This is a genomic window from Limnohabitans sp. 2KL-1, from assembly GCF_003063435.1.
Classification (GTDB): Bacteria; Pseudomonadota; Gammaproteobacteria; order Burkholderiales; family Burkholderiaceae_C; genus Limnohabitans_A.
Genome location: NZ_NESL01000005.1, coordinates 161,584 through 188,581, shown reverse-complemented (window position 1 = coordinate 188,581; position 26,998 = coordinate 161,584). Strand labels below are relative to the sequence as shown.

Here is a 26,998-nt window from a genome sequence, read left to right as displayed (position 1 = left end):
GATGAATATTGCCCTCACCGGTGGCGGTGCGACCCCGGCCTCGTTGACCAACAACAGTGCCACGTCCACTGCGGCGGGCAACCAGAACACCACCACGGTCGCCCTGTCCAACATCACCAAAGGGGCAGGTAATTTGGACGGTATCGGTACCCTGGCCACGCAAGTGCAACTGAACGGGGGAACGGCCGCCGGCGTGACCGGCACGATCATGAAAATCACCGAATCCGGCATGGCGGCCGCGCCAGCCACGATCTCCGGAAACACCTTGGCGGCCAGCACCACGGTCAACCGCTCGGACACCACGGTCTCGGGCGCGGTGCCAGTGGGCTATGTGTCAGGCACTCAGGGTTCGATCGATGTGGGCTACTCAGCGGCCGGGATCACTGATCGAACAGCGCCAGGTTCTGCCACCACCACCGCCAGCGTCAACCTCAACACCTTTCAGACTAACCTCGATACCACTAACAGTGCCTCGGTGACCGGTTCCAACGTGCAGTTGGATATCACGGACACAGCAAACACAGGCACAGTAGGTTCACCGATTTATGTCCTTGGGCAGCCACTCACCGTCAGCAGCAACACGTTGTCGGCAAATCTGGATGTCAACAAATCCAGCAATGTGTTCCAGGCCACGGCCGGCTCGGCGGCCTTTACCGGCAGTGTGGGCGTGACCAACGTCCAGGCCAACGTCATCACAAATGCCGCTGCGGCAACCGGTTCAACCGCGTCGGTGTCCGGCTCCAGCATTACTTCAGACCTCTCGCGTACCGCGACTGGAACGACCACCCTGACCGGCGCCCTGACGCAGTCCAGCAACACCATTTCGGCCAGCGTCAGCGGCAACAGCGTGGGCGATCGCAATGCAGCAGGCAACATCCTGGCGGGCAACGCCATCCTCTTGACCAGCGGTGCTGATCTGGCTGGCAGCGGCTCCACCACGAGCAATGGGCAGACTTCAGGCATCAGCACTGCCGGTTCCACCACCCAGGCTGACCTGGTCATGCTGAACCTGCAGCGCAATGACAACACCAATTTGACAAGCTCCGTTACTGGTGGACTGATCACAGCACGCGTTGACAACGTCACCACCGGCTCGATCACTCTCAACAGCAACAACGTGGCGTCCAGCGCCGAGGGCAACCTGGCAGGCAACCTGATCCAGGTCGTCGCCACCAACAGCACGGCCACCGCTGCGGCGGCCAACGTGCAAGCCAATTCCGGCACGCCCGTTCTTGCCGAAAACTTGGGAAGCCTGGTGACAGCCAACGTGGGCGACACTGGTGCCACGGTCAACGGCACCGTCACGCTCAACCAGAACAGCCTGAGCGCCACGGCCTCTGGCAATGCCAGCGCCACCAACGTCGTCATGCTGGCATCCAACCTGACCGCGCAGGAAAATTCTGCTGCCAGCGCGGCATCTGTCAGCGTGGCTGCGGGTTCCACCACCGCCACAGCCGGTTTGAGCGCCACCAACCTGCAAAGCAACATTTCGTCGGCGACGATCGCCAACAGCATCACTGCCCAGCTCTCGGGCGATCGCGTTGCAGCCTTGTTCACCACCGACGGTTCCACCACGGTCGCGAATGTCGTGGCATTGACTGGCGCCGCTGTGTCACTCGACCAAAATGCGCTCAAAGCAACGGCCACAGGCAACAGTGCCAGCACCGGTGTCACCCTCACAGGGGCCGCAGGCGCGGCTTCCAACGCCACGGTGCAAGCCGCCGTGGGCAACAGCCAGATCAATGACAGCACCAGCGGCGGTGCCGTGATGGCCGTCAGCAGCACAATGGCCGATTCCGGCGTGAGTATGCTCGGGGGTGCAACCACCACATCGCAGCTCAGCGTGAGCAGCAACACGCTGGCCTCCAGCGCCACGGGCAGCAGCGCCACCAACACCTTGGCCGCCAACGTCACCAACCTGACTGTAGGCCAGAATCTGCTGGCAGCGGATGCTGCCTCGGTCAGCACCAGCAACGCCACCAGCACCGCGGCTCTCGGCTTGGCCAGCGTGCAAATCAACGAGGCCACAGTCACCGCATCCAACACGGCAACCGTGGCCACAACGCCGTTTGCCGGCGTGCAGGTCAGCAGCGCTGTGGGCAGCCAGCTCACCGCCAGTGGCAACCAGGCCAGCGCCAGCAGCACTGGCAACAGCGTGGACAACACTGTTCAGGTGATTGCCACCACCCTCGCCAGCACCACCGGTGGTGCCAATGCCATTGCCGCGCTGAGCAACCTGCAGAGCAATGCCGTGACCGGCACGGCCAGCGCCCTGGTGGGCGCAAGTGGCACCGCTTCCACCATCCCGATCGTGGGCTTGCAGGTCAACGGTGATGTGACCGCCTCGGGTGGCGTCGCCAGCACACTCACAGTTGCTGACAACAGCGTCAGCGCCAAAGCGCTGGGCAACACTGGCGCCAACCAGCTGGCCGTGAGCGGCACCACACTCACCTCTACTGCGCCAACGGTGGGCACGGGCCTGTCGTCCACTGCTTCTACCGGTGGCAGTGTCACCAGCGAGTTCTCGCTGGTCAACTTCCAGCAGGATGCGGTCTCCGGTGGCCGCACTGCGGATGCCACCAACGTGGTGGTGGGCATCAACACGACCAGCTTACTGAGCGATTCCAATCTGACTGTGGCCAACAACACGGTGAGCGCAGAAGCCCGCAACAACCAGATCAGCAACGCGGCCAGTCTGACCGGATTTGCCACGCTGACCACCAGCGCCGGTGTGCTCAACGTGCAGGACGCATCGACCCCCGTCAAGGCCACTGTGACTGGTGCCAGCACCGGTGTGGTGACCAATGGAGCGCTCACCAACGCATCCGTCACCATCGATCAAAATGCCATACAGGGCCTGGCTGTGGGCAGCTCGGCTGGCAACAGCCTGTCAGTTTCCGCCGCCGTCTTGGCGGGCAATCCAAAGACCACGCAAGTAGCAACTGAAGGCGTATTACAAACCGGCGTCTCCACCACTACCGCAACTGGCATTACCCAGACAGCCGACTTCAGTCTTGCCAACAGCCAGAATCAGACAGCTGGTTTGATCGAAGCCGTAGTCACGGGAACACAGACCTTTAACAACGCAGCCACTGGTGCGGTTGCCGGTTCACAACTGACCGTGAGCGGCAATGCCGTGCAAGCTGTTGCCCAGAGCCTGAGCGGCAGCAACGCGCTGGCCTTGTCTGGCACCACAAGCGCCAGTGCCACCGCAGCACTCGGCAACTTGCAGGCCAGTACGTCGGCAGTTGAAGCCACCATCACTACAGCCACCCAGGGCGCGATCTTGGGCACCACCAGCCTGGGCACGTCCCAGCTGACGGTCAGCGGCAACACCATCAAGGCCATGGGCATGGGGGCCTCGGTTGACAACAGTTTGTCGGCCACGGCTAGCGTGCTTTCGGGCAACCCAGTGGCCACGGCGCTCCAAACAGGGTACACAGGCACCACTCCAACGGGTATCACCCAACGCGCTGACTTTGCGCTGTCGAGCAGCCAGAACCAGTCGGGTGCGGTGAGCGCTACCGTGACGAGTGGCACACAAACCATCAGCGATGCAGCAGCTGCAGCGGTCACCGGTTCGCAACTCACCCTGAGCGGCAATACCGTGCAAAGCACGGCCCAGAGCCTGAGTGCCAGCAATGCACTTAACTTGTCCGGCACCACCAGCCTGGATGCCACGAGCGCCCTGGCCAACCTGCAGGTCAGCACATCGGTGGTTACGGCCGATACCACGGCCCAACAAGGCATCAGCTCCGGTTTGACCAGCGTGGGCACTTCCAGCCTGACCGTGAGTGGCAACTCGGCCCAAGCTGTGGCCACTGGGGCTTCGGCGACCAACGTGGTGCGCGCGTCGGCTGCGGTGTTGACAGGTAACCCTGTGGGCACAACGGCCACCGAAACAGGTGTGTCCACCGCCAATCAAAGCGCTGGCACCTTGGCCCAGACCGCTGACTTCAGCCTGGTCAACAACCAGAGCCAGAAGGCCGGTGCGGTGTCGGCTGATGTCACAGGCATGCAAAGCATCGCCCTGAGTGCTGCAGCAGCCGTGACGACTTCACCCTTGAGTGTGACTGGCAATTCGGTGCAGGGCATTGCCCAGAGCCTGAGCGCCACCAACGTGCTGGCACTGTCCGGCACCAACAGCGCGAACGCCAGTGCATCAGTGGGCAACCTGCAGGTCAGCGATTCAGTTCTTACGACGACCACCACGGCGACCCAGGGTGTGATCGGTGCGACCGTTGCCACGGTTGGCACGGCGGGGGCACCCTCCAACATCACATTCAGCGGCAACGTGGCCAGAGCACTGGCGGTGGGCACCTCGGCCAGCAATGCGCTCAGTGTGGACTCGGCCAACCTGAGTGGCAATTCGATCGGAGAATTAGCTAACACTGGCGGCTCCAGCTACACCAGCCTCACCCCCGCCGTGACCACCGCCGACTTTGCCGTCTCCAACGTGCAAAATCAAAGCGGTGCGTTGGAAGCGACTCTGTCGTCGACACAAATCGTCAATGTGCCAGCAGCATCGGTGACCGGTGGTGCCATCACAGTCAGCGGCAACACCGCTGCCTCGGTGGCGCAAGCCAACAGCGCGGGCAACAACCTGACCTTGACCGGTGCCAACCAGAGCGGACTGACGGGTGCTTTGTTGTCGGTGCAGACTGGTACGGCTTCGGTGGCCGCCACTCAGGCGGCAACCGACGGGGTTAATACCTTAGCGGTGAAAACAGACCAGCTCAATGGCACTGCGGCCACCGTTTCCAGCAACAGCTTGCTGGTGTCGGCCGGCATGAACGAGGCGTTCAATACGCAGACAGTCTCGGGAGCCACACTGGCGGCCGATGGCGCACGCGGTAACGACACCACGGTCTCTTCCTTGAGCGGTGTGACCGCGCTGACCAGCGCTTCATCGGGTGCGGCCTTCTCGGTGCAGAACGTGCAGAGCGGGACGACCGGCGAGGTTTCTGCCTTTGCGCAACCCGAACTCATCGGGATTTCAGCTGCATCATCCGCGACCGGCAGCAAGATGACAGTTTCGGACAACACCGTCACAGCCAAGGCCAATGTCAACTACGCCAGCAACGCGTTGAACTTGCAGGCCAGCAATACCCTGGCTGGCAGCGGTGCCGTGAACAATGTGCAGACCAGCGATGCAGGTGGTACTGGCGTGTCGGCCACCATCGGCGGTTCGACCGCAGCTACAGGGACCACGGTTGGTATTGCACCACCAGTGCCAACCATCACCAGCAGCACGGCTACGGTGTCGGGCAACGTTCTGAATGCACAGGCCGGTGGCAACACCTCGCTCAACACGCTCAGCGCCACGGCGCTCAATGGCATCAGCGATGGTGGTGTTACAGGGTCGAGTTCGAGTGCCACAGGGCTGACCAACTCGACCACCAGCAATGCCACATTTGCGGTGCTGAACTACCAGGGCAACAACAGTGCCATCAACGCTACGGTGCAATATGCATCGATCGGTATGGGTTCAACCACCGGCCAGAGCTACAGCACAGCCTTGGTGCAAAACAATGCGGTCGTGGCTTCGGGTTATGGCAACACCGCCAGCAACTCACTGGGCATGAGCGCGTTGACGGGTAATGCCAACGCCGCCTCAGCCGGCATCAGCAACGTGCAATACAACCTGGGCGCAGTCAACGCATCCGTCAGCAATGTCAGCATCGGCATTGCAGGCGCCGGTGGTGTGACCGGCGGGCAAGCTACGGTCAGCGGCAACAGTGTGGCTGCACAGGCCGTGGGTAACTCTGCAGTCAACCGCATCGTTGCTTTGCGTTAACAGGGCCTAGCCCTCTATCGGGGACGGTCACTCTGACTGTCCCCTTTTTTAATTGAAGTCGCACGCCGATTGGCGATGTCCTTAAGCCAGAGAATCACCATGAACAACCAGATCATCTTTGCACTTGATAACCTGACCGACCTGGACACGCTGTTGGCCGGTCTGCCTGCAGGCGCAGAGTTACATCTGCTTGATGGGCGTGGTGACGCGCTGGCGCAAATGGCGCAGATTCTGCAGGGGCACAGCGACGTCACGGCGCTGCACCTGTTCAGCCATGGTGGACCGGCCAGCCTGAGCCTGGGCAGCCTGACGCTGGACGCCACCAACCTGTCCAGCCATGCCGACACGCTGGCCATCATCGGTGCTGCGTTGACGACCGATGCAGACTGGTTAATTTATGGTTGCGACGTGGCGCAAGGCGACACCGGCCAGGCCTTTGTGGCCGCGCTGGCCGACCTGACGGGCGCCGATGTGGCGGCGTCGAGTGACCTGACTGGTGCTGCTGCGCTGGGCGGGGACTGGGTGCTGGAGCAGCAAACCGGAGCCATTGAAACCAACGTGGCTTTGTCGGATGCGGCGATGGTGGGGTATGGGGCACTGCTGATAGGGGGTATCACAGGCGTCAGTACAGCCAGCCTGACAGAAACAAACGAGGTACTCAGCACTGGTGGCAAGCTGGATAGCAGCGAAAGCTTCGATCCAATAACCATGGTGGCCGGCAGCAGCGGTCGCGGCTGGTTCAGTATCGATACAACCGGTGCCTGGACCTACGTTACCGCAGCGCCGCATGATACCTATGTGGGCGGAACAACCTACACCGACACGATTACCGTATCTACAGCCACCTTCTCGCAAAACATCACCGTCAGCATTCTGGGCACCAACGATGCGGCTGTGATCTCGGGCACCAGCACTGCCAGCTTGACGGAAACAAATATCGCATTGACGGCCAGCGGCACGCTCACCTCGACCGACGTGGACGGCACGGCCAACCTGTTTATTGCCCAGACCGACGCAGCAGGCAGTAACAGTTACGGCAAGTTCAGCATCGGCACCAACGGCGCCTGGACCTACACCGCCAACGACGCCCACAATGAGTTCGTGAGCGGTCAGACCTACACCGACTCGGTGACCGTGGCCACGGCCGATGGCACCCAGCAGGTCATCACGGTCAGTATCCTGGGCACCAACGACGCGGCCGTGATCAGTGGCACCAGCACGGGCGCAGTGCTCGAAGCTGGCGGCACCACCAACGGCACAGTCGGCACCCCCACGGCCACAGGCACGCTCACGGACACCGATGTTGACAACACGGCCGACACGTTCACGGCGGTGAGCACGGCCACGGCAAGTACTGGAGGCTATGGTACTTACACCATGACGGCAGGTGGCGCGTGGACCTACACGCTCAACAACAACAACGTGACGGTGCAGGCGCTCGCTGCCAGCGCCACGCTCAGCGACACCTTCACGGTGACCACCGCTGACGGGACCCCGCAAGTTGTCACGATCACCATCACCGGCAGCAACGATGCGGCCGTGATCAGCGGCACCAGCACGGGCGCCGTGGTTGAAGCGGGCGGTGTGGCCAATGCCACCACGGGAACCCCGACGGCCACAGGCACGCTCACGGACACCGACGTTGACAACACGGCCAACACGTTCACAGCGGTGAGCTCGGCCACGGCCAGTACCGGCGGCTATGGTACTTACACCATGACGGCAGCTGGCGTATGGACCTACACGCTCGACAACAATAACGCGACGGTGCAGGCGCTCGCTGCCAGCGCCACGCTGAGCGACACGTTCACGGTGACCACCGCTGACGGGACCCCGCAAGTTGTCACCATCACCATCACCGGCAGCAACGACGCGCCGGTGATCAGCGTGGGCGGCAGCGACAGCGCGGCCAAGACCCTGACCGAAACCAACGCGGCGCTGAGCACCAGCGGCACGCTGAGCGTGACCGATGTGGACCTGACCAACACCGTCACAGCGCAAGTGTTTTCGGTGGCCAAGAGCGACACCACCACGGGCATCACGCCGGACGACGCCACCCTGAAGGGCTACCTGACCCTGGCAAGTGCCAGCATCATCGATGCCTCGCACACCGCCGGCACCATCAGTTGGACCTTCAACTCGGCCAGCGAGGCCTTCAACTACCTGGCTGCAGGCGAGCACCTGACGCTGACGTACACCGTGCGCGTCACCGACAGCAGCGCGGACACAGCAGACCAGACGGTGGTGGTCACCATCACCGGCACCAACGACGCGCCGGTGATCAGCGTGGGCGGCAGCGACAGCGCGACCAAGACCCTGACCGAAACCAACTCGGCGCTGAGCACCAGCGGCACGCTGAGCGTGACCGATGTGGACTTGACCAACACCGTCACCGCGCAGGTGTTGTCGGTGGCCAAGGGCTACAGCATCACCGGCATTACCCCCAGCGATGCGACCCTTAAAGGCTACCTCACCCTGGCCAGTACCAGCATCATCGATGCCACGCAAACCACCGGCACCATCAGCTGGAGCTTCAACTCGGCGAGCGAGGCCTTCAATTACCTGGCCGACGGCGAGCTACTGCGGCTGACCTATGTGGTGCGCGTCACCGACAGCAGCAGCTCCACGGCGGACCGCAACGTGGTGATCACCATCACCGGCACCAACGATGCGCCGGTGATCAGCGTGGGCGGCAGCGACAGCGCGGCCAAGACCCTGACCGAAACCAACGCGGCGCTGAGCACCAGCGGCACGCTGAGCGTGACCGATGTGGACCTGACCAACACCGTCACAGCGCAAGTGTTGTCGGTGGTCAAGAGCGACGCCACCACGGGCATCACGCCGGATGACGCTACCTTGAAGGGCTACCTGACCCTGGCAAGTGCCAGCATCATTGATGACGGGCAAACCACAGGCACCATCAACTGGAGCTTTAACTCGACCAGCGAGGCCTTCGACTACTTGGCTGCAGGCGAGCACTTGACGCTGACCTACACGGTGCGCGTCACCGACAGCAGCTTGGCCACGGCGGACCAGACGGTGGTGGTCACCATCACCGGCACCAACGATGTGCCGGTGGTCACCAATGCCAGCACCGATGCGGAAGGCACCGTGATCGAAGCGGGCCACACGGATGCAGGAGTGGTGGTTGACGGCACGGTGACGGCCACTGGTACGCTGACCTCTAGTGATGTGGACACGGGTGCCACCAAGACTTGGAGTCTGCAAGGCACACCAAGCACAACCTACGGCAGCATCGCACTGAACTCCAGCACGGGCGTGTGGACCTACACGTTGGCCAACAGCGACACGGATACACAGGCGCTTGCCGAAGGTGCGAGCGTTAACGAAACCTATACGGTGAGAGTCACCGATGACAAAGGGGCCTACGTTGATCAGACGGTGACCATCACCATTACCGGCACCAACGATGTGCCGGTGGTCACCAACGACAGCGCCGCTAGGTCTGGTAACGTCACCGAAGCGGGCCACACGGATGCAGGAGTGGTGGTTGACGGCACGGTGACGGCCACTGGTACGCTGACCTCTAGTGATGTGGACACGGGCGCCACCAAGACTTGGAGTCTGCAAGGCACACCAAGCACAACCTACGGCAGCATCGCGTTGGTCGCCAACACCGGCGTGTGGACTTACACGCTGAACAACAGTCTGGTGGCGACACAGGCGCTCAAGGAAGGCGAGACAGTCACGCAAAGCTACACGGCGCGCGTCACCGACGACTTTGGTGCCTATGTGGACCAGACCATCACCGTCACGATCAATGGCAACAACGATGTGCCGGTGGTGACCAACGCTGGCTCTGCGCTGCTTGGCAGCGTCACCGAAGCGGGCCACACCGACCCTGGCGTGGTGGTGGCCGGTACGGCCACAGCAACGGGCACGCTGACTTCCAGCGATGTCGATGCATCGGCCACCAAGACGTGGACCATCGCTGACGCCACGCCGAGTACGACCTACGGCAGCATTGCCATCGTCTCCGGCACCGGCGTGTGGACGTACACGCTGAACAACAGTTTGGCGGCGACACAGGCGCTCAAGGAAGGCGAGACAGTCACGCAAAGCTACACGGCGCGCGTCACCGACGACTTTGGTGCCTATGTGGACCAGACCATCACCGTCACGATCAACGGCACCAACGATGTGCCGGTGGTCACCAACGCCGGCTCTGCGCTGCTTGGTAGCGTCACCGAAGCGGGCCACACCGACCCTGGCGTGGTGGTGGCCGGTACGGCTACGGCAACGGGTACGCTGACATCCAGCGATGTCGATGCATCGGCCACCAAGACGTGGACCATCGCCGACGCCACGCCGAGTACGACCTACGGCAGCATTGCCATCGTCTCCGGCACCGGCGTGTGGACGTACACGCTCAACAACAGCCTGGCGGCGACACAGGCGCTCAAGGAAGGTGAGAGCGTCACACAAACGTACACGGCGCGTGTGACGGATGACTTTGGCGCTTATGCGGACCAGACCATCACCGTCACGATCAACGGCACCAATGACGTGCCGGTGGTGACTAACCTGGCTGCGGACAGGGCTGGCAGCGTCACCGAAGCGGGCCACACCGACCCTGGCGTGGTGGTGGCCGGTACGGCCACAGCAACGGGCACGCTGACTTCCAGCGATGTCGATGCATCGGCCACCAAGGCCTGGAGTTTGCAAGGCACACCAAGCACAACCTACGGCAGCATCGCCTTGGTCGCTGACACCGGCGTGTGGACTTACACGCTGGACAACAGCCTAGCAGCCACGCAGGCGCTCAAGGAAGGCCAGAGCGTCACGCAAACTTACACGGCGCGGGTGACGGATGACTTTGGCGCTTATGTGGACCAGACCATCACCGTCACGATCAATGGCACCAACGATGTTCCGGTGGTGACCAACGCTGGTTCTGCGCTGCTTGGCAGTGTCACCGAAGCGGGCCACGAGGATGACGGCACGGTCGTGGTCGGTACGGCCACAGCAACGGGCACGCTGACATCCAGCGATGTCGATGCATCGGCTACCAAGACTTGGACCATCGCCGACGCCACGCCGAGTACGACCTACGGCAGCATTGCCATCGTCTCCGGCACCGGCGTGTGGACGTACACGCTCAACAACAGCCTGGCGGCGACACAGGCGCTCAAGGAAGGTGAGAGCGTCACACAAACGTACACGGCGCGTGTGACGGATGACTTTGGCGCTTATGTGGACCAGACCATCACCGTCACGATCAACGGCACCAACGATGTGCCGGTGGTCACCAACGCCGGCTCTGCGCTGCTTGGCAGCGTCACCGAAGCGGGCCACACCGACCCTGGCGTGGTGGTGGCCGGTACGGCCACAGCAACGGGCACGCTGACTTCCAGCGATGTCGATGCGGCAGCCACCAAGGTCTGGAGCCTGCAAGGCACACCAAGCACAACCTACGGCAGCATCGCCTTGGTCGCTGACACCGGCGTGTGGACATACACGCTGGACAACAGCCTAGCAGCCACGCAGGCGCTCAAGGAAGGCCAGAGCGTCACGCAAACGTACACGGCGCGGGTGACGGATGACTTTGGCGCTTATGTGGACCAGACCATCACCGTCACGATCAATGGCACCAACGATGTGCCAGTGGTGACCAACGCTGGTTCTGCGCTGCTTGGCAGCGTCACCGAAGCGGGCCACGAGGACGATGGCACGGTGGTGGCTGGCACGGTCACGGCCACGGGCACGCTGACATCCAGCGATGTCGATGCATCGGCTACCAAGACTTGGACCATCGCCGACGCCACGCCGAGTACGACCTACGGCAGCATTTCCATCGTCTCCGGCACCGGCGTGTGGACGTACACGCTCAACAACAGCCTGGCGGCGACACAGGCGCTCAAGGAAGACGAGACAGTCACGCAAAGCTACACGGCGCGCGTCACCGACGACTTTGGCGCTTATGTGGACCAGACCATCACCGTCACGATCAACGGTACCAACGATGTGCCGGTGGTCACCAATCTGGGTTCGGACAGGGCTGGCAGCGTGACCGAAGCAGGGCATACAGACCCCGGTGTGGTCGTCTCTGGCACGCCCACGGTAACGGGTACGCTGACATCCAGCGATGTCGATGCGACGGCCACCAAGACGTGGAGCATCGCTGACGCCACGCCGAGTACGACCTACGGCAGCATTGCCATCGTCTCCGGCACCGGCGTGTGGACGTACACGCTGAACAACAGTCTGGCGGCGACACAGGCGCTCAAGGAAGGCCAGAGCGTCACGCAAACGTACACGGCGCGGGTGACGGATGACTTTGGCGCTTATGTGGACCAGACCATCACCGTCACGATCAATGGCACCAACGATGTTCCGGTGGTGACCAACGCTGGTTCTGCGCTGCTTGGCAGTGTCACCGAAGCGGGCCACGAGGATGACGGCACGGTCGTGGTCGGTACGGCCACAGCAACGGGTACGCTGACTTCCAGCGATGTCGATGCATCGGCCACCAAGACCTGGACCATCGTTGACGCCACGCCAAGCACGACCTACGGCAGCATCGCCCTGGATGCCAGTACTGGTGTGTGGACTTACACGCTGGACAACACCAAGACGGCGACGCAAGCGCTTAAGGAAGGCGAGACAGTCACGCAAAGCTACACGGCGCGCGTCACCGACGACTTTGGCGCCTACGTGGACCAGACCATCACTGTCACCATCAACGGCACCAACGACGTGCCCACGATCAGTGACGTGGCCGCCATTGGACTCATCGAGGCGACCTTCGCCAGTGCTCAGAGCCTGAGCGCCAACGGCATCGTGAGTTTCAATGACGTTGATGCCAATGACGTGATAGACATCACCACGTCGCTGACCACGCAAGCCGTGTGGAACGGCGGCACCATCGACTCGACCCTGAAAACTTTGCTGGAAGCGGGCTTTACGGCAAGCACCACGGACGCGACGCCTGGAAGCATTGGCTGGGCTTACACGGTTAACAGTGCTAACCTCGACTTTCTCATGGCGGGCGAGACCATTACCCTGACCTACACGCTGACAGCCACCGACAAGACAGACGCCAAGGTCAGCGACACAGTGACGATCACCATCACCGGTACCAACGACGCGCCTGTGCTGGGTAGCACTGCCTTGTATGTCTTCCAGATTGAGGATGATCCAACGCCAGTGGGCGCGGTAGGAACACCGGTGTCTGAGTTCATCGTTGATGTCTATGACATGGACTTAACCACGCCCAAGGGCGTGGCCATCAGCTCAGTCGACGACACGCATGGCGACTGGTACTACACGACCGATGGCACAACCTGGGTCGCTTTCCCGAGCAACGTGTCCTTGGCGACTTCGGCGCTGTTGCTGGCAGCGGATGCGAACACACGCGTTTATTTCAAGCCGGACTTGAATTGGAACGGCGACGTCAACACGGCGCTGACACTGCATGCCTGGGACCAAAGCACGGGCACGGCTGGGACGCAGGCCAGCTTGGCCGCAACAGGTGGATCAACCGCATTCTCAACCGCAAGCCGCTCGGTTTTGATGAAAATCCAGGCGGTCAATGATGCGCCGGTGTTCAACCAAAGTGGGCCTTCGACGCTTGACTATGTATTCAATGGTCCGCAGGTGCTAAACGCCAGCCTGGCGGTCTATGACGTGGAACTGGGGGGCACCAACAGCGCGGTAGACAACTACGATGCCGCTGCTTTGACAGTGAGCCGCGTTGGCGGCGCAAACAGTGCAGACCAGTTCCTTGGGATGAATGGGCTGATTCTGAGCGGCACCAGTGTGGTTTACAACGGCTCTACCGTAGGCCGTGTTACCAACTCGGGCGGCCAGTTGGTCATCACCTTTAACACCAACGCCACGCAGGACCGTGTCAACGGCGTGTTGCAGAACATCGGCTACGCCAACACAGCCAGTGCGTCAGACAGCGACCAGCCCGTGAGTCTGCAGTGGGTTTTCAGTGACATGAACAACAACCGCTTACAAGGGCGGGATGGTGTGCTGACCGATTCGCTGTTGACCACAGTAACGCTCAAGGCGACAACTGGGCCACTGAACCTGTTGGGCAGCGCTGGCATTGACAGCCTGGTCGGTGGCAGTGACGCCGACAACTTGAATGGCGGGGCGGGTGTGGATGTGATGAACGGAAAAGGCGGTTCTGACCTGTACCTGATCGGCTCGTCGACCGAGCACGCGTCTGCAGAGATCGCCGACGACGGTGCTGACGGTACCGATGAGGTGCGCTTCACTTCGATCACAGCGGGCCAGACACTGACGCTGTATGCCGCTGACACCGGCATTGAGCGGGTGGTGATTGGCACCGGGGCGGGGGCAACAGCAGACACATCGGCAACGACGGTGTTGAGCGTGAACGCGTCACAAGTGACCAATGCCCTGGCCATGGTCGGCAATGGAGGAGTCAACACCCTGACGGGTGGCCTTGGCAACGACACGCTCACGGGCAATGGAGGCAACGACACCTTCAACGTGGATGCGGGCAGCGACACCGTGACGGATCTGGCGACAGGCGATGTGCTCAAGGTGCTGGCGGGTGCAACTGCCACGGTCAATGATGTGGCGGCGTTTGTTGCGACGGCCCTGACAAGCAACGCAGGCACGGCCACGCTCAATGCGGCATCAGCAGGCGGTGCAATTGACATGCGCCTGGCCTCGGGCACGGCGGGCTTTGCGCTTGTCGGTGGTGCTGGTGTTGACACGCTGATTGGCTCCAAGCTCAACGACACGCTGACAGGTGGTGCAGGCGACACGCTGACCGGGTTTGGTGGCATTGATACCTACAACATCACGGGCGGCACGGTCAGCGTGACGGACCTTGGGTTAGGTGGAGCGGGGGTGTTGAAGGTGTCGGCTGGCGCCACGGTAAATGCCACGGTCACGGCGGCCTGGACGGCAACGAGTGCCACGCAGAATCTGGGCACAGCCAATATCGAGACCAAGGGTCTGGCAGTGAACCTGGCGCTGGCCGATGCGGTGACTGCTAACGCCAAAGGCTTTACTGTGACCAATACGGCCTCGACCGCGACCACGTTAACGGGCTCGGGCCTGGCCGATACCCTGATCGGCGGCACGGGTGCCGACACCTTGGTGGGTGGCGCGGGTAATGACACCCTGACCGGTAACACCGGCCTGGACACCTTTGTGATCGCCAGCGGCACGGACACCCTGACTGACCTGGGCAGCGGCGGTGCAGAGATCATCCAGGTGTCTTCCGGAGCCACGCTGACTGCCACGCTGGCAGCGGCATGGACGGCAACGGCTGCCAGCAGCAACAGCGGCACGGTGAACATCATGACCAACGGCCTGGCGGTCAACCTGGGCGCTGTCAGCAGCGGCTCTGGCAGCTTTGCGATCACCAACACAGGCGCGGCAGCAGTGCTGACGGGCTCGGCGTTGGTGGACACGATCACCGGCGGTACGGGCGACGACATTCTGAATGGTGGCGCAGGCGTTGACATTTTGAATGGTGGTGCGGGCTCGGACCTCTACCTGTTTGGCTCTTCGGCAGATCACACGATGGCCGAGATTGCCGATGGCGGTGCCAGTGGTACCGACGAGGTGCGGTTTACTTCGATCACGGCGGGTCAGACGCTGACGCTGTATGCAGCTGACACCGGCATCGAGCAGGTGGTGATTGGCACCGGCACGGGTGCAACGGCCGTGATCAGTGGCACCACGGCGCTCAATGTGGATGCGGCATTGGTGGCCAATGCCTTGACCATGCTCGGCAACGCGGGTGCCAACAGCCTGACCGGCACGGGTCTTGCCGACAGCCTCAACGGTGGTGCGGGCAACGACAGCCTTATCGGTGGTGCGGGCAACGACGGCCTCACGGGTGGCGTGGGCAATGACACCTTGACCGGTGGCGCGGACAATGACACGTTCAACGTTGATGTCGGTATCGATACCGTGACGGATCTGGCAACAGGCGACGTGCTAAATGTTTCGAGTGGTGCAAGTCTCATTGCCACCAACGTGGAGGCCTTTGTTGCAACGTCTTCGGACATCAACGCGGGCACGGCCACGCTCAATGCCAAATCAACTGGCGGCTCCATCAACATGGGTGCAGCGCTTGGCACGGTGGGCTTCACACTGACCGGTGCGGCAGGTGCCGACACGCTGCTTGGCTCGAGATTGAATGACGCACTTACGGGTGGCCTGGGCAACGACACGCTCACGGGCAATGGAGGCAACGACACCTTCAACGTGGATGCGGGCAGCGACACCGTGACGGATCTGGCGACAGGCGATGTGCTCAAGGTGCTGGCGGGTGCAACTGCCACGGTCAATGATGTGGCGGCGTTTGTTGCGACGGCCCTGACAAGCAACGCTGGCACGGCCACACTCAATGCGGCATCAGCGGGCGGCGCAATTGACATGCGCCTGGCCTCGGGCACGGCGGGCTTTGCGCTTATTGGTGGTGCTGGTGTTGACACGCTGATTGGCTCCAAGCTCAACGACACGCTAACAGGTGGTGCAGGCGACACGCTGACTGGGTTTGGTGGCATTGATACCTACAACATCACGGGCGGCACGGTCAGCGTGACGGACCTCGGGTTAGGTGGAGCGGGGGTGTTGAAGGTGTCGGCTGGCGCCACGGTAAATGCCACGGTCACGGCGGCGTGGACGGCAACGAGTGCCACGCAGAATCTGGGCACAGCCAATATCGAGACCAAGGGTCTGGCAGTGAACCTGGCGCTGGCCGATGCGGTGACTGCTAACGCCAAAGGCTTTACTGTGACCAATACGGCCTCGACAGCGACCACGCTGACAGGCTCGGGCCTGGCCGATACCCTGATCGGCGGCACGGGCGTCGACACCTTGGTCGGGGGTGCTGGAGCTGACCGCTTGTTGGGCGGGCTTGGTAAGGATGTGTTGACCGGCGGGACTGGAAATGACACTTTTGCATTCAATAACTTACCCACCGGCACCACCAACTTCGACACGGTCATTGATTTTGTCTCGGGAGTCGACAAGCTCGAATTTTCCAAGTCGGTCTTCACGGGCTTGGCGGGTACATCGGCAGACTTTGTGTCTGGGGCCGGGCTTGTCAAGGCGACGACTTCAGCGCAGCATCTGATTTACAACATCACAACGGGCATACTGTATTACGACGCTGACGGCAGCGGTACGGGAAGTTCAGCGGTGGCCATTGCCTTGATCGGCACGAGCACGCACGCCACCCTTGCCGCGACTGATTTTGTGTTTGTAGCGTAAAGATTGGAGACACACGCATGAAGAAATTCACCAAGAAGTTCTGCCCCAGCGCGGTCCTGACAGCACTTTTGACGGCCCTGTTATTGGCGGCTTGCGGTGGTGGTGGTTCCCCGTACCCGGAGCGCCAGTTTGGCGTGACAGAGAAAGACCTGCGATCTGACATCAATAAAGAGGCCGGTATCGTTGTGGGGAGGGGTTCCGGATTGGTCGTGACTCAGATTGAACCTGCGGATGGCCCACAGGCACCGAAGATAGGCGATTCCGCCCGGATTGGTGACGACGCTATGTTGTTTGACGTGGACTACCCTGGCATTGTCAGTGTCGATCTGACCCAAGGAAACAGCTTGTCGGTGGTCAACCAAGTGGCGGTGGAGAGCACCAATGGCGAGCTCTTGCTGGTAGCGAATGCTGCTACTCCCAAGGCCAGTTTGGAGCTGCCCAAGGGACGATATTTGCTGCGGCTGACAGCATCAACAGAGGCCAATGAAGTGATGTTGGGTATGGTGTGGTTCGGTGGTACAGCCAAGTCGACCAATATGGCCGATCTGCAAAAACTGAGTTCAGGCAGTTGTGTGAGTTGCAATTTGCAGGGTGCCAATCTTTCTGCCTTAAGTCTGCGGGGCAACAATTTGATGGATTCCGATCTGAGTCAAGCCCTGTTGGTGCGGGTATCGGGTGGGTTCACACTCAGAGAAACCGACATCATGACCATTTATCTTGGCGGCAGTGCTGTTCGTGGGGCAGACCTTGGTGGTACCAATTTGGCCGGGGCGCAGTTGAGTGGTGCTTACCTTACAGGTGGTGCAGGCAGTTCAGCCAATTTTCTTGGTGCCAATCTGACGTCGGCCAGTGTGAACGATGTGTTTTTGGCACGCGCTAACTTTGAAGGTGCCAACCTCGCCAACGCGAACTTCACTCGCAGTATTTTGACGCGTGCCAATCTGCATGCCGCCAATCTGTCGAACGCGGTATTCATCGACGCCGATCTTCGCGGGGCGGACCTGACCGCCGCAGGCATTGTCAATACGAATTGGACGGGCACCCAGTTGGGTGAAGCGATCTGGACAGATGGTCGAATTTGTGCAGCTGGGTCTGTGGGTGCTTGCAACAAGTAACTTGATTTGGTTGATGGTTTCACCTGTGACGAGCGTTGTTGCATCAAAAACTTGGCTCGTTAAGGATGGGCTGAATAATTCGCTACAGACAATGGCAAATTGCTGTTGACTTTCGAAAGTATGGTCATGAGTGTGCTCGATAAAGCCCCGCATCAAAGTGAACAGCAGCGTCAATTCCTTGACGATACGGCTCATATGCAGAGGCTCATGTCGGAGTTTTCTATCCTCGTTGAATCTGCTCAACGACGCCCTCCATTCTGGATGTCAGCAGCACTGGCGTTTCTCAGTCTGGCTTTGGTGGGGACATGGCTTGTTATGGCAGCTTGGTGGTTTGCGCCGCTGAAAACCCTGTCGGAATGGCAGTTGTTGGATAAGCCTGATGTGCGTTCGGCGATAACTTTAGATCCTGTGTCATCTATTCCCGCGCCCGAATTGCCGCTCTCGGTAACAGCAACAACTGAGGCGGTCTCAGGGCCAGCTCTTGATCCAACTCTTGAAAGCAGCGATCGTTTGCCTGTCGCCGCCTCGCTGGGTCTCGCTAACCTGCTAGCTTTGCCCTCCAGTACTCTTGCTGCAGCAAAAGTGTCTTCGATCGAACCCGATAAGCCAGGGCTTGTGAATCCGAGCAACAAATTCGTTCACCCGACTTGGCACAAGGCTGCTCATCAGTTGTGGAACTGGGGCCGGTGGGAGGAGGCTTCGAGCTCGTGGCTCAAAGGCTTGAGTTTGGAAGAACCCAACACGCCACTGCTGCTGATTGCGGACCAACTCACTCAATTGCAGGTCACTCGGCAGTACGCTGCTTGGTCGCCGCTTTTGCCCGTGGTGGCGCTGCCCAAGTCCGGTGTGATCAAAAAGCGTTGGATGTTGTTGGCTGTCCCAGCTGCCAGTGACATGGCGCGAGCTAAACAATTGCTGCAGATTGCCCAAGGCCAGGAAGCCAGGGTGGAGCGCTGGACATATTGGCAAAAGATCTTGCGTTTGAGCAATGGCACTGAAAGTGCTCTCGCTGCTACTGAACAAAACGTTGTGCCTGAGGTTTCTGCGGCGCCTTCAACGGTCACATCCCCAGCACTCCGAAACACAGTGCTCAGCCCATTTGTTGCTTCGCTAGCGCGCAACTCCTCTGTTGCCAAGGATCAGGGCCAGGCGCTTGAAGGGGGTTTAGCCCAATCCAATCAGGAGCAAACGCTTCTGAGCCCAACTGAGCCCGAGCGTTTGCCTGGTTCGGGCCCGGTACCACTTGCAGTCAAAGCCGACGATGTCAATTATCAGAAAATTGAAAAATTTTTGGTAAGCGGCGATTATCAAAGTGCTTTGGATGCTGCAATAAAACTGGAAAAATACATCGGGGATAACTGGCGTACACATTATTTGGTCGGGGTCGCCCATATGGGTCTGAGCCGATGGGATCAGGCCATTACCGCACTGAGCCAGGCACATGAGCTCAACTCCCGGAACGCCACAGTGGGTCTCTATTTTTCGCTGGCCTTGCAAGAGCGCGGCGAGCATGTTCGTGCCATTCAGGTTCTGGACAAAACCCAGCAACTGCAGCCGCTTTCACCGGAGTTGTGGCTCAACCTGGGGCATTCACATCAGGCCTTGGGCCACAAGGTGGAGGCCCGTAAGGCCTATAAACGATTTTTGGAGTTGAGTGTTAACAGGCAGGACTTGGCGGTGCAGCGTGCTTGGGTGCAAAACCGATTGCAAAAGAACCTGTCGGGTGCACTCTCGGCTGAGACTGGCTGAGGCCCGCGCTTGCCTTCAAACAGACTTTTGGCCTGGGCTTGGATCTCCTGCTTCTATTGGCAAACCTGTATGGGATGGACATCGTGCCCTTGGGCGATTTGGTTGATGGTCTTCATGCCGCCAAGCGCCTCCAGTCCCACCTTGGCCTTGAACTCTGGAAGATGAACTCTGCGCTTTTTTGATCCAGTCATTGGTCACCCATTTCTTTAGACAGTGTCCCACTCAAACACCTGTCCCAAATTCGGGGTCCGCTTCAGTTTCAATATGGGCTCGGATGTCGGCACATACCGCTATGCCGAAGTCACGGTTCAGTGGTGCCATGCACTGTATGAGCCTGGCTTTTGGCAGTTCAAGGCCTCCGGTTTGATTCGTTTCAAACCCAGTGGGGAATTGAGTTCGCTGGACCGTTTTTATCTGGGCGGGCAAGACACGGTGCGCGGCTACAGCCTGGGTTCGGCCAGCGGCGATCAGGGGGTCTTGGCCCAACTGGAAATGCGCCGCAGCTTGCGCTATGCGGGGCTGGTGTCGGGCGAAGCCTATGCCTTCCTGGACTGGGGCACCGCCCAAGACCCGGCCAAGTCTGCATCGGATCGCTTGCGTTCAGCGGGTCTGGGGGCGCAACTCAAAGTCAATGACACGCTGGGCGTGGACGTCATGGCCAGTCGGCAATTGGCCCCCCACTTGACCTCGCCCACAAGGGTCATGGTGCGCCTGGTGCTGAGCCACTGAACTTCAGCCACGCAGGCCTGAACAGACCGGCTGCCGCCGGGCATGGCCAAGCAAGGGCTTGCGAGCTTGACGCCGCAAGTCCTGAAAAGCATGATTTGGTTTTCAATCAATGTCCGAAGGGCGGCATCATGGGAAACCCATTTCAACGGATCGCGCTGTGCTGTGCAGTGGCCTTGCTGGCCGGTTGCCACAGCAACCCCAAGGTGGATGAGGCGGCGGCACCGGGCACCGTGGCTTGCCGAGTGGGGGACGAGTCTGCGCTGCGCGCCATCCAGGTGGAAGTTTGGCGGGGCCGTGAAGAGGGCTTGTCCGCCTACGACACGACCCGGGTTTGCCAGCAGCTGCAGGAGGTCAGTCGGCAATTGCTGCCCCAAGGCGTGCGCTTGCGTTTTGAGGTGATGGGGGCGGTCCAAACCCACACCGGCCTGGGCCGTGCCAACAACGCCACGATGCAGTCCATCACGGCCAGTGACGGGCGGCTCAGGCTGGTGATCGTCGACGCGGTCGCCCAGTGTGGTGACGCGGCCGGTTACATCCTGGGCTGCACCCCCCAGCTGGGGCGTCCCCTGATTTATGCCAAAAGGCACGACCCCTTCAACGACCGTGCACCCGAATGGGTGATCTGGGCGCATGAAATGGGCCACGCCGTGGCCTTGTACCACCCCGATGCGCCGGGCATGAGCACCGTGCCCGAGCGCATCATGACCTACATGCCCTTGCCGCAGTCGCGCGTGCTGGTCAGCCATGAGTCGGCCAACTTTGCGCAACTGGGCTCGGTCATCAGTCCCCCTCGCATGCAGGCCGCGCTGGGTCAGCCGCCTGGGCCTGCGGCCCGCATTGCGCCTGAACAGTTGTTGCCTTTGGTGCAGGGGGCCGGGCCGCATGGTGTGCCACTGGGCCCGTTGGTGCATCTGGGCGATGCAGCGTTGTTGAGCTTGGGTGTTTTGCTGGAGGATTCGGCCAGCGCGGGCGGCACAGCATCTTCCGATCCGGGCTGGCCGGTTCGCATCAACGCGCTGGTGCTCATGGCCGAGTTGGGGGGCGACGGCGCACAAGCGCATGTCCGCCAATACCTCACGCGTCAGGTGGGACCCGACAACCTTGACATTCGCCTGTATGGCTTGTCGGCGCTGGGACGAGGACAGCGCCGTCACCCCACGCAGGCGAGCTTGGCGTTTTTACAGCAAGCCACCGAAGCCGGTTTTTGGTGTGCTGATGCGCGTCGGTCTGCCGGTGATTGTGCGGCCCTGGCCGATGCGGCAAGCGAGGCACTGCGCGATGCCCAGTCTCGGCCATAGCGGGGTGACAGAGGGCTCAGTCAGAGGGCTCAGTGATAAGGCTTAGTCGGGCAGCATTTTCGGCACAGACCCGGGTGAGGGTCTGTGCGTCTTAGCCTTGGGGTCCCAGCAGGTAATCGACCTTGCCCACGTCCACACCGTTGTGGCGCAGGATGCTGTAGGCCGTGGTGATGTGGAAAAACAGATTGGGCAGCATCCAGCCCATCAGATAGTCCTGGCCCTTCATGGTGCGGGTTTTGCCAGGGCCGGCAGGGAAGGTGATTTCTTTGTCCTCGGTGCCGTCCAATGCGGCTGCGGGCACGGTGGCGATGAAGGCCAGGGTTTTCTGGATGCGTTCTTGCAGCTGGGTGAATGTGGTTTCCGTGTCGTCAAACTTGGGGGCGTCGATGCCGGCGAGGCGGGCCACGCCGTTTTTCGCCGCATCGCAGGCGATCAGCACCTGGCGGGTGAACGGGAACATGTCTGGGGCCAGGCGGTAGCCGGTCAGCGCTGTGGGGTCGATCTTTTTGGCGTCGACGAATTGCTCCGCCTTGCTCAGGATGTGGCTCAGGTTGGTGAGCATGCGGGTGCAAACGGGCACGCTGGCGCTGGACATGGAAAGGGTCATGGAAGTCTCCGGTTTGAAATGGGTTCAGGCGTTGGCCACGGGCAAGGCACGGACCACCTCGCCCATGGCGTGCGTGGTCAGTCGATACGGGTCAGGCGATTTCGGCGATGAGTTCGATCTCGACGCAGGCACCCATCGGGATCTGGGCCACGCCAAAGGCGCTTCGGGCGTGCGCGCCGACCTGGGGGCCAAACACCTGGCCCAACAGTTCGCTGCAGCCGTTGGTCACCAGGTGTTGTTCGGTGAAGTCGCCGGTTGAGTTGACCAAGCTCATCACCTTGACGATGCGCTTGATTTTGTTCAGGTCGCCCACGGCGGCGTGCAGCGTGCCCATCAGGTCAATCGCCACGGCGCGGGCCGCTTGCTGGCCTTCGGCGGTGCTGATGTTTTGGCCCAGCTGGCCAGCCCAGACTTTGCCGTCTTTTTTGGCGATGTGGCCCGACAAAAAGACCAGGTTACCGGTTTGCACAAAAGGCACATAAGCCGCTGCAGGCACGGCCACGGGGGGCAGTTCGATGTTCAGGGATTTCAGGGTGTCGTAGACGTTCATGGTCGGATGTCAAAGTGGGGTGAAGAGGAATTCCCGCTGGCGCGGAAAAAGTCAGGATGAGATTGTCGCTGAAGGGGCCGGTTTGGGCATGCGGCCGTGGGTTTTTGTCTTCGCGCAGGGCGCAGGCTTGAGCTCCGACATGGCGCTTCGCGGTGGCGTTTTATTCGTCCCGCGGTGCCACCGTCACCGCCACTTCCAGCGTGTGTGCGCCGCCGCCTTGCAACACGCCACGCAGGGGCGAGACATCGGCAAAGTCGCGGCCCACGGCCAGGCGCACATAGTCTTCGCCCGGGCTGGCCAGGCCGGTGCGGTCGTTGGTCGGGTCCAGGTCCAGCCAGCCTTGGCTGGCGTGGCGGGCCAGTTCGGGCACATACACCGAGGCCCAGGCGTGCGAGGCGTCGCTGCCCAACAAGCGGGGCTGGCCCGGGGGCGGCTGGGTCAGCAGGTAGCCGCTGACGTAGCGGGCGGGCAGGCCCAGTGAACGCAGGCAGGCCAGCAGGATGTGGGCAAAGTCCTGGCACACGCCGCGTCGGTCTTTCAGCGCTTGCAGGGCCGGGGTGTTGATGTCGGTGCTGGCGGTTTCGTAGCGAAAGTCACGGTGCATGCGCGCCGTGAGTTCTTGCGCCGCCTGCATGAGCGGCCGACCGGGTGTGAAGCTGCTTTGCGCGTAGGCCCGAAACGCCTCGTGCACCGGCGCATGGTGCGAGCCAAACACAAAGCGGCTGTGCACATCGCCGGGTTGACCGCCCCGGTAGCGGAAATGTTCACGCACCGCTTCCCAGCTTTGGCTGGCGTTGGCCGCAGGCACAGTGTGGGTGTCGAGTTCGCTGTGTGCCCGCACCATCAGGCCGTCGTGCGGGTGGGTCAGGGCCCAATAAGCGCGGTGGTTGAAAAACGCGTCGATGTGGTGCCGAACCGTGGCTTCGGGCTCGATCTGCATCCAGTGGCCGATGACTTCTTGGCAGGGCGTGTTGGCCGGTTGCAGGTGGGCCACATGCTGGGCGGTTTGCACCGGTGGGCTGTAGCGGTAGCGGGTTTCGTGGGTGATGGCCAGGCGCATGGTGTGGGTGCCGGTGGGATGCGCTTACGCGCCCACGCTGTAGCGGGCTTCGCCGCTGTGCGTGAAAAACAGGCCGCACAGCTGGTCCGACACGTCGTGGGCCGCCTTTTGGCCATGCGCCAGTGCACTGTGCAAAGGCAGGGTGCTGCCGGGCAAGGCAGCGCTGCAAGCCAGGGGCCAGAGGGCTTCAGGGCTCAGTTCGATGAGTTGCGGCACCAGATCGGCCAGGGGCAAGGTGGCACCGTCGGCCAGTTGGCCCATGCGGCGCAGGCGCGAGCGCAGGGTGTGCGCCACCCAACCCAAAGAGCGCGGGTTGTCGGCGTTGGTGACCAGCAAGTCCATCAGCGCCTGGGGCGTGCGGCTTTGCTGGTACTGGGCATGGAAGCTGATGGTGCTGTCAAACAGGTCGAGCACCGCGTCAAACCCGGCTTGCTCGCCGATGAGCCCCAGTTGCACGGCTTCGGACAGGGCGTTGGACAAGAATTGCAGCCGTTCGATGTGGCGGCCAATGGACAGCAGACGCCAGCCGTCGTCGCGGCTCATGCGGTCGGTCTGGGCACCGGTCAGCGCGGCCAGCATCTGGCTGGTGTCGGCCAGCAGGCGCTGCACGGCCACCGTGTCGGGTGTGCTGCCTTGGGCGTCGGGGCTGAAAAAGCGCGATTCGGCCTGCTCAAGCAAGCGCCAGTGTTCGGGCGACAGGCGTTCGCGCACCGAGGCGGCGGCCAGGCGCACGGCGCGCAAATTGAAGCCGACGCTGGTGGCCAGTTCCTTGTCCCACAGGCCGGCGATCAGCGAGCGTTCGAACACGCGGTGCGCTTGTGTTGCAGCGGGCACACCGGCACGCACCAGGCCGTGGCGCGTGGCCATGCGGGTGATGAACTGGCGCAAGCAGGGCAGGTTCTGGTTTTCACTGCCCAAAATCTCCAGGCTCAGCCGCACCAGGCGCAGGGTGTTTTCCGTGCGCTCGGTGTACCGGCCCATCCAGAACAGGTTTTCTGCGGCGCGGCTGGTCACCAGGCGCTGGCGGTGGGGCGACGCAGAGTCGGTGCTGGGGGCGGCCAAGGCCGGGGTGAGCGGGGGGCTGAGCGCCTCAGGGCTTTGCCCGGCTTGGGTTGATTGGGACTGAGACTGAGACTGAGACTGGGAGGTGTTTGCGGGCGCGGTTGTCCCTTGCGATTGCGACTGTGAATGTGGCTGTTTTTCCGTCGCTGTGGGGCTTTGCACCCACACATCGGCGCTGCTGCCGCCGCGTTGCATGGAGGCGATGCCTTCGCGGGTGCCCAGGCGCGCCAGGCCGCCGGGCAAAACCTGCCAGTGGCCTTGGGCGTTGGCCACGGCGAACACGCGCAGCACCAGGGGCCGCGATTGAATGCAGGGCGAGCCATCCGCACCGGTGTGCCAGGTTGGTTGGTGCGACAGCGGCAGCCACGATTGCAGGGTGTGGGCGTCGGGGTCGCGCAGGATGCGTCCCGCCCATTCGTTTTGTTCTTGGCGCGACAAGGCGTGGCCCAGCACAGGCTCAAAGCTTTGGCGGTCGGTGTTGTAGGGGTAGGTGGGTTTGATGACGCAGCTTTGAATGCGTGGCAACACGTCTTGCAGCGCCGCCGCTTCGCCGCACCACCAACTCGGGATAGCGGGCAGCTGCAGCTCTTGCCCCAGCAGGTCACGCGCCAGCGCGGGCATGAAGCCCAGCAAAGCGTTCGATTCAAGGAAACCCGAGCCCGGTGTGTTGGCCACCAGCACGTTGCCGCTGCGCACCGCTTGCAGCAAGCCGGGCACACCCAGCGTGGAGTCGGCACGCATCTCCAGCGGGTCCAGCCAGTCGTCGTCCACGCGTTTGAGCAAGCCGTGCACAGGTTGCAGGCCTTGCAGCGTTTTGAGGTACAGCTTTTCGTCACGCACGGTCAGGTCATTGCCCTGCACCAAGCTCAGGCCCAGATAGCGGGCCAGATAGGCGTGTTCAAAATAAGTCTCGTTGTAAGGGCCAGGCGTAAGCAGCGCGATGTGGGCCGAAGCGCCTGCCGGGCTTCTGGCCTTGATGCCGTCGATCAGGGTGCGGTAGGTTTCGGCCAGGCGCTGCACCGGAAAAGCCTCGAAGGCCTGCGGGAACTGGCGCGACACAATTTGTCGGTTTTCCAGCAAATAGCCCAGACCCGAAGGCGCTTGCGTGCGCTGCGACAACAGCCACCAGCAGCCGTCAGGGCCGCGCGCCAAGTCAAAAGCGGCCAAAGACAAATAGCGGCCCCCGACGGGCGGCACCCCGTGCATGGCGGGCAGGTACGCCGGGTGCCCTTGCACCAGAGCGGCGGGCAACTGGCCACTGAGCACCAGTTGTTGCGGACCGTAGGCATCGGCCATGATGCGTTCCAGCAGCTGCATGCGCTGCATCACGCCGGCCTCGATCTGTTGCCAGTCGGCGTGGCCCAGCATCAGCGGAAACAGGTCAAGCGACCAGGGGCGCTGCGGTTGGTCGGAGGCGGCATACACGTTGTAGGTGATGCCGTTGTCGCGCACCTGCCGTTGCAGGTTGTTCATGCGGGTGTTCAGGTCCGACAAACCCCCTGGCATGTCCAGTGGCTCGATGAAGGCCTGCCATGGTCCGCTGATCGTAGGGCTTGCATCGCTGGGCTCGCTTTGCGGCTGCGCTCCAGGGGATGGGGTGACTTGGCCGCGCAGTTCGTCCCAGTGCCCGGCAGGCGCACGCTCTTGCTGAAGCGCCAGCCATTTCATGGCGTGTACTGGCTGCAGCTTGTCGATTGCGGGCGAAGGCTCATTCATCCGGGCCATTGTCGCTTGGATCTTTACCGCTTCGCGAGTGGGCACGCTTTGGCGCAGGTGCATGTCGGGGCTGAAGCCACCGA

10 protein-coding genes and 1 pseudogene are annotated in these 26,998 nt (G+C 61.8%); 6 read left to right on the top strand and 5 right to left on the bottom strand.

The features are described from left to right. Position 1: 1 nt before the first annotated feature. The 4 genes from B9Z47_RS12675 (at position 2) to B9Z47_RS18425 (ending at position 19,893) form a co-directional block, all read left to right on the top strand. On the top strand, positions 2-5,797 hold the full coding sequence (locus B9Z47_RS12675) for an S-layer family protein (protein WP_108331601.1): 5,796 nt from the start codon (positions 2-4) through the stop codon (positions 5,795-5,797). A 99-nt stretch (positions 5,798-5,896) separates the two neighbouring features. Then, complete coding sequence (locus B9Z47_RS12670) at positions 5,897-17,029, top strand: VCBS domain-containing protein (protein ID WP_158271680.1); 11,133 nt, start codon at positions 5,897-5,899, stop codon at positions 17,027-17,029. Positions 17,030-17,046: 17 nt separating this feature from the next. Then, positions 17,047-18,144 (top strand): pentapeptide repeat-containing protein, encoded by a 1,098-nt coding sequence (locus B9Z47_RS12665; RefSeq protein ID WP_108331599.1) that lies wholly within the window; start codon positions 17,047-17,049, stop codon positions 18,142-18,144. 126 nt (positions 18,145-18,270) lie between these two features. Next, positions 18,271-19,893, top strand: coding sequence for a tetratricopeptide repeat protein (locus B9Z47_RS18425; protein WP_146185799.1), 1,623 nt, complete (start codon positions 18,271-18,273; stop codon positions 19,891-19,893). A 62-nt stretch (positions 19,894-19,955) separates the two neighbouring features. Here the strand turns inward: B9Z47_RS18425 and B9Z47_RS18990 are convergent. Beyond that, positions 19,956-20,084, bottom strand: a pseudogene (locus B9Z47_RS18990) (IS3 family transposase); the annotation flags it as partial. A gap of 22 nt (positions 20,085-20,106) precedes the next feature. Between B9Z47_RS18990 and B9Z47_RS12655 the strand changes: the two are divergent. Continuing rightward, complete coding sequence (locus B9Z47_RS12655; RefSeq protein WP_255418461.1) at positions 20,107-20,622, top strand: ShlB/FhaC/HecB family hemolysin secretion/activation protein; 516 nt, start codon at positions 20,107-20,109, stop codon at positions 20,620-20,622. Between the two features lie 128 nt (positions 20,623-20,750). Then, positions 20,751-21,920, top strand: coding sequence for a hypothetical protein (locus B9Z47_RS12650; protein WP_108331596.1), 1,170 nt, complete (start codon positions 20,751-20,753; stop codon positions 21,918-21,920). A gap of 91 nt (positions 21,921-22,011) precedes the next feature. On the opposite strand, the gene B9Z47_RS12645 is transcribed toward B9Z47_RS12650, so the two are convergent. From B9Z47_RS12645 to B9Z47_RS12630, 4 genes are all read right to left on the bottom strand, one after another. Then, positions 22,012-22,527 carry a DUF1993 family protein gene (locus B9Z47_RS12645; protein ID WP_108331595.1) on the bottom strand — a complete coding sequence of 172 codons (516 nt, stop codon included), beginning with the start codon at positions 22,525-22,527 and terminating at the stop codon, positions 22,012-22,014. A gap of 91 nt (positions 22,528-22,618) precedes the next feature. Continuing rightward, a complete protein-coding gene (locus B9Z47_RS12640; protein WP_108331594.1) occupies positions 22,619-23,077 on the bottom strand; it encodes a RidA family protein in 459 nt (152 codons plus the stop codon). Between the two features lie 160 nt (positions 23,078-23,237). Further along, entirely contained in the window at positions 23,238-24,137 is a 900-nt protein-coding gene (locus tag B9Z47_RS12635) for a transglutaminase family protein (protein WP_108331593.1), read from the bottom strand. 24 nt (positions 24,138-24,161) lie between these two features. Continuing rightward, positions 24,162-26,915, bottom strand: coding sequence for a circularly permuted type 2 ATP-grasp protein (locus tag B9Z47_RS12630; RefSeq protein ID WP_108331630.1), 2,754 nt, complete (start codon positions 26,913-26,915; stop codon positions 24,162-24,164). Between the last annotated feature and the right edge of the window lie 83 nt (positions 26,916-26,998).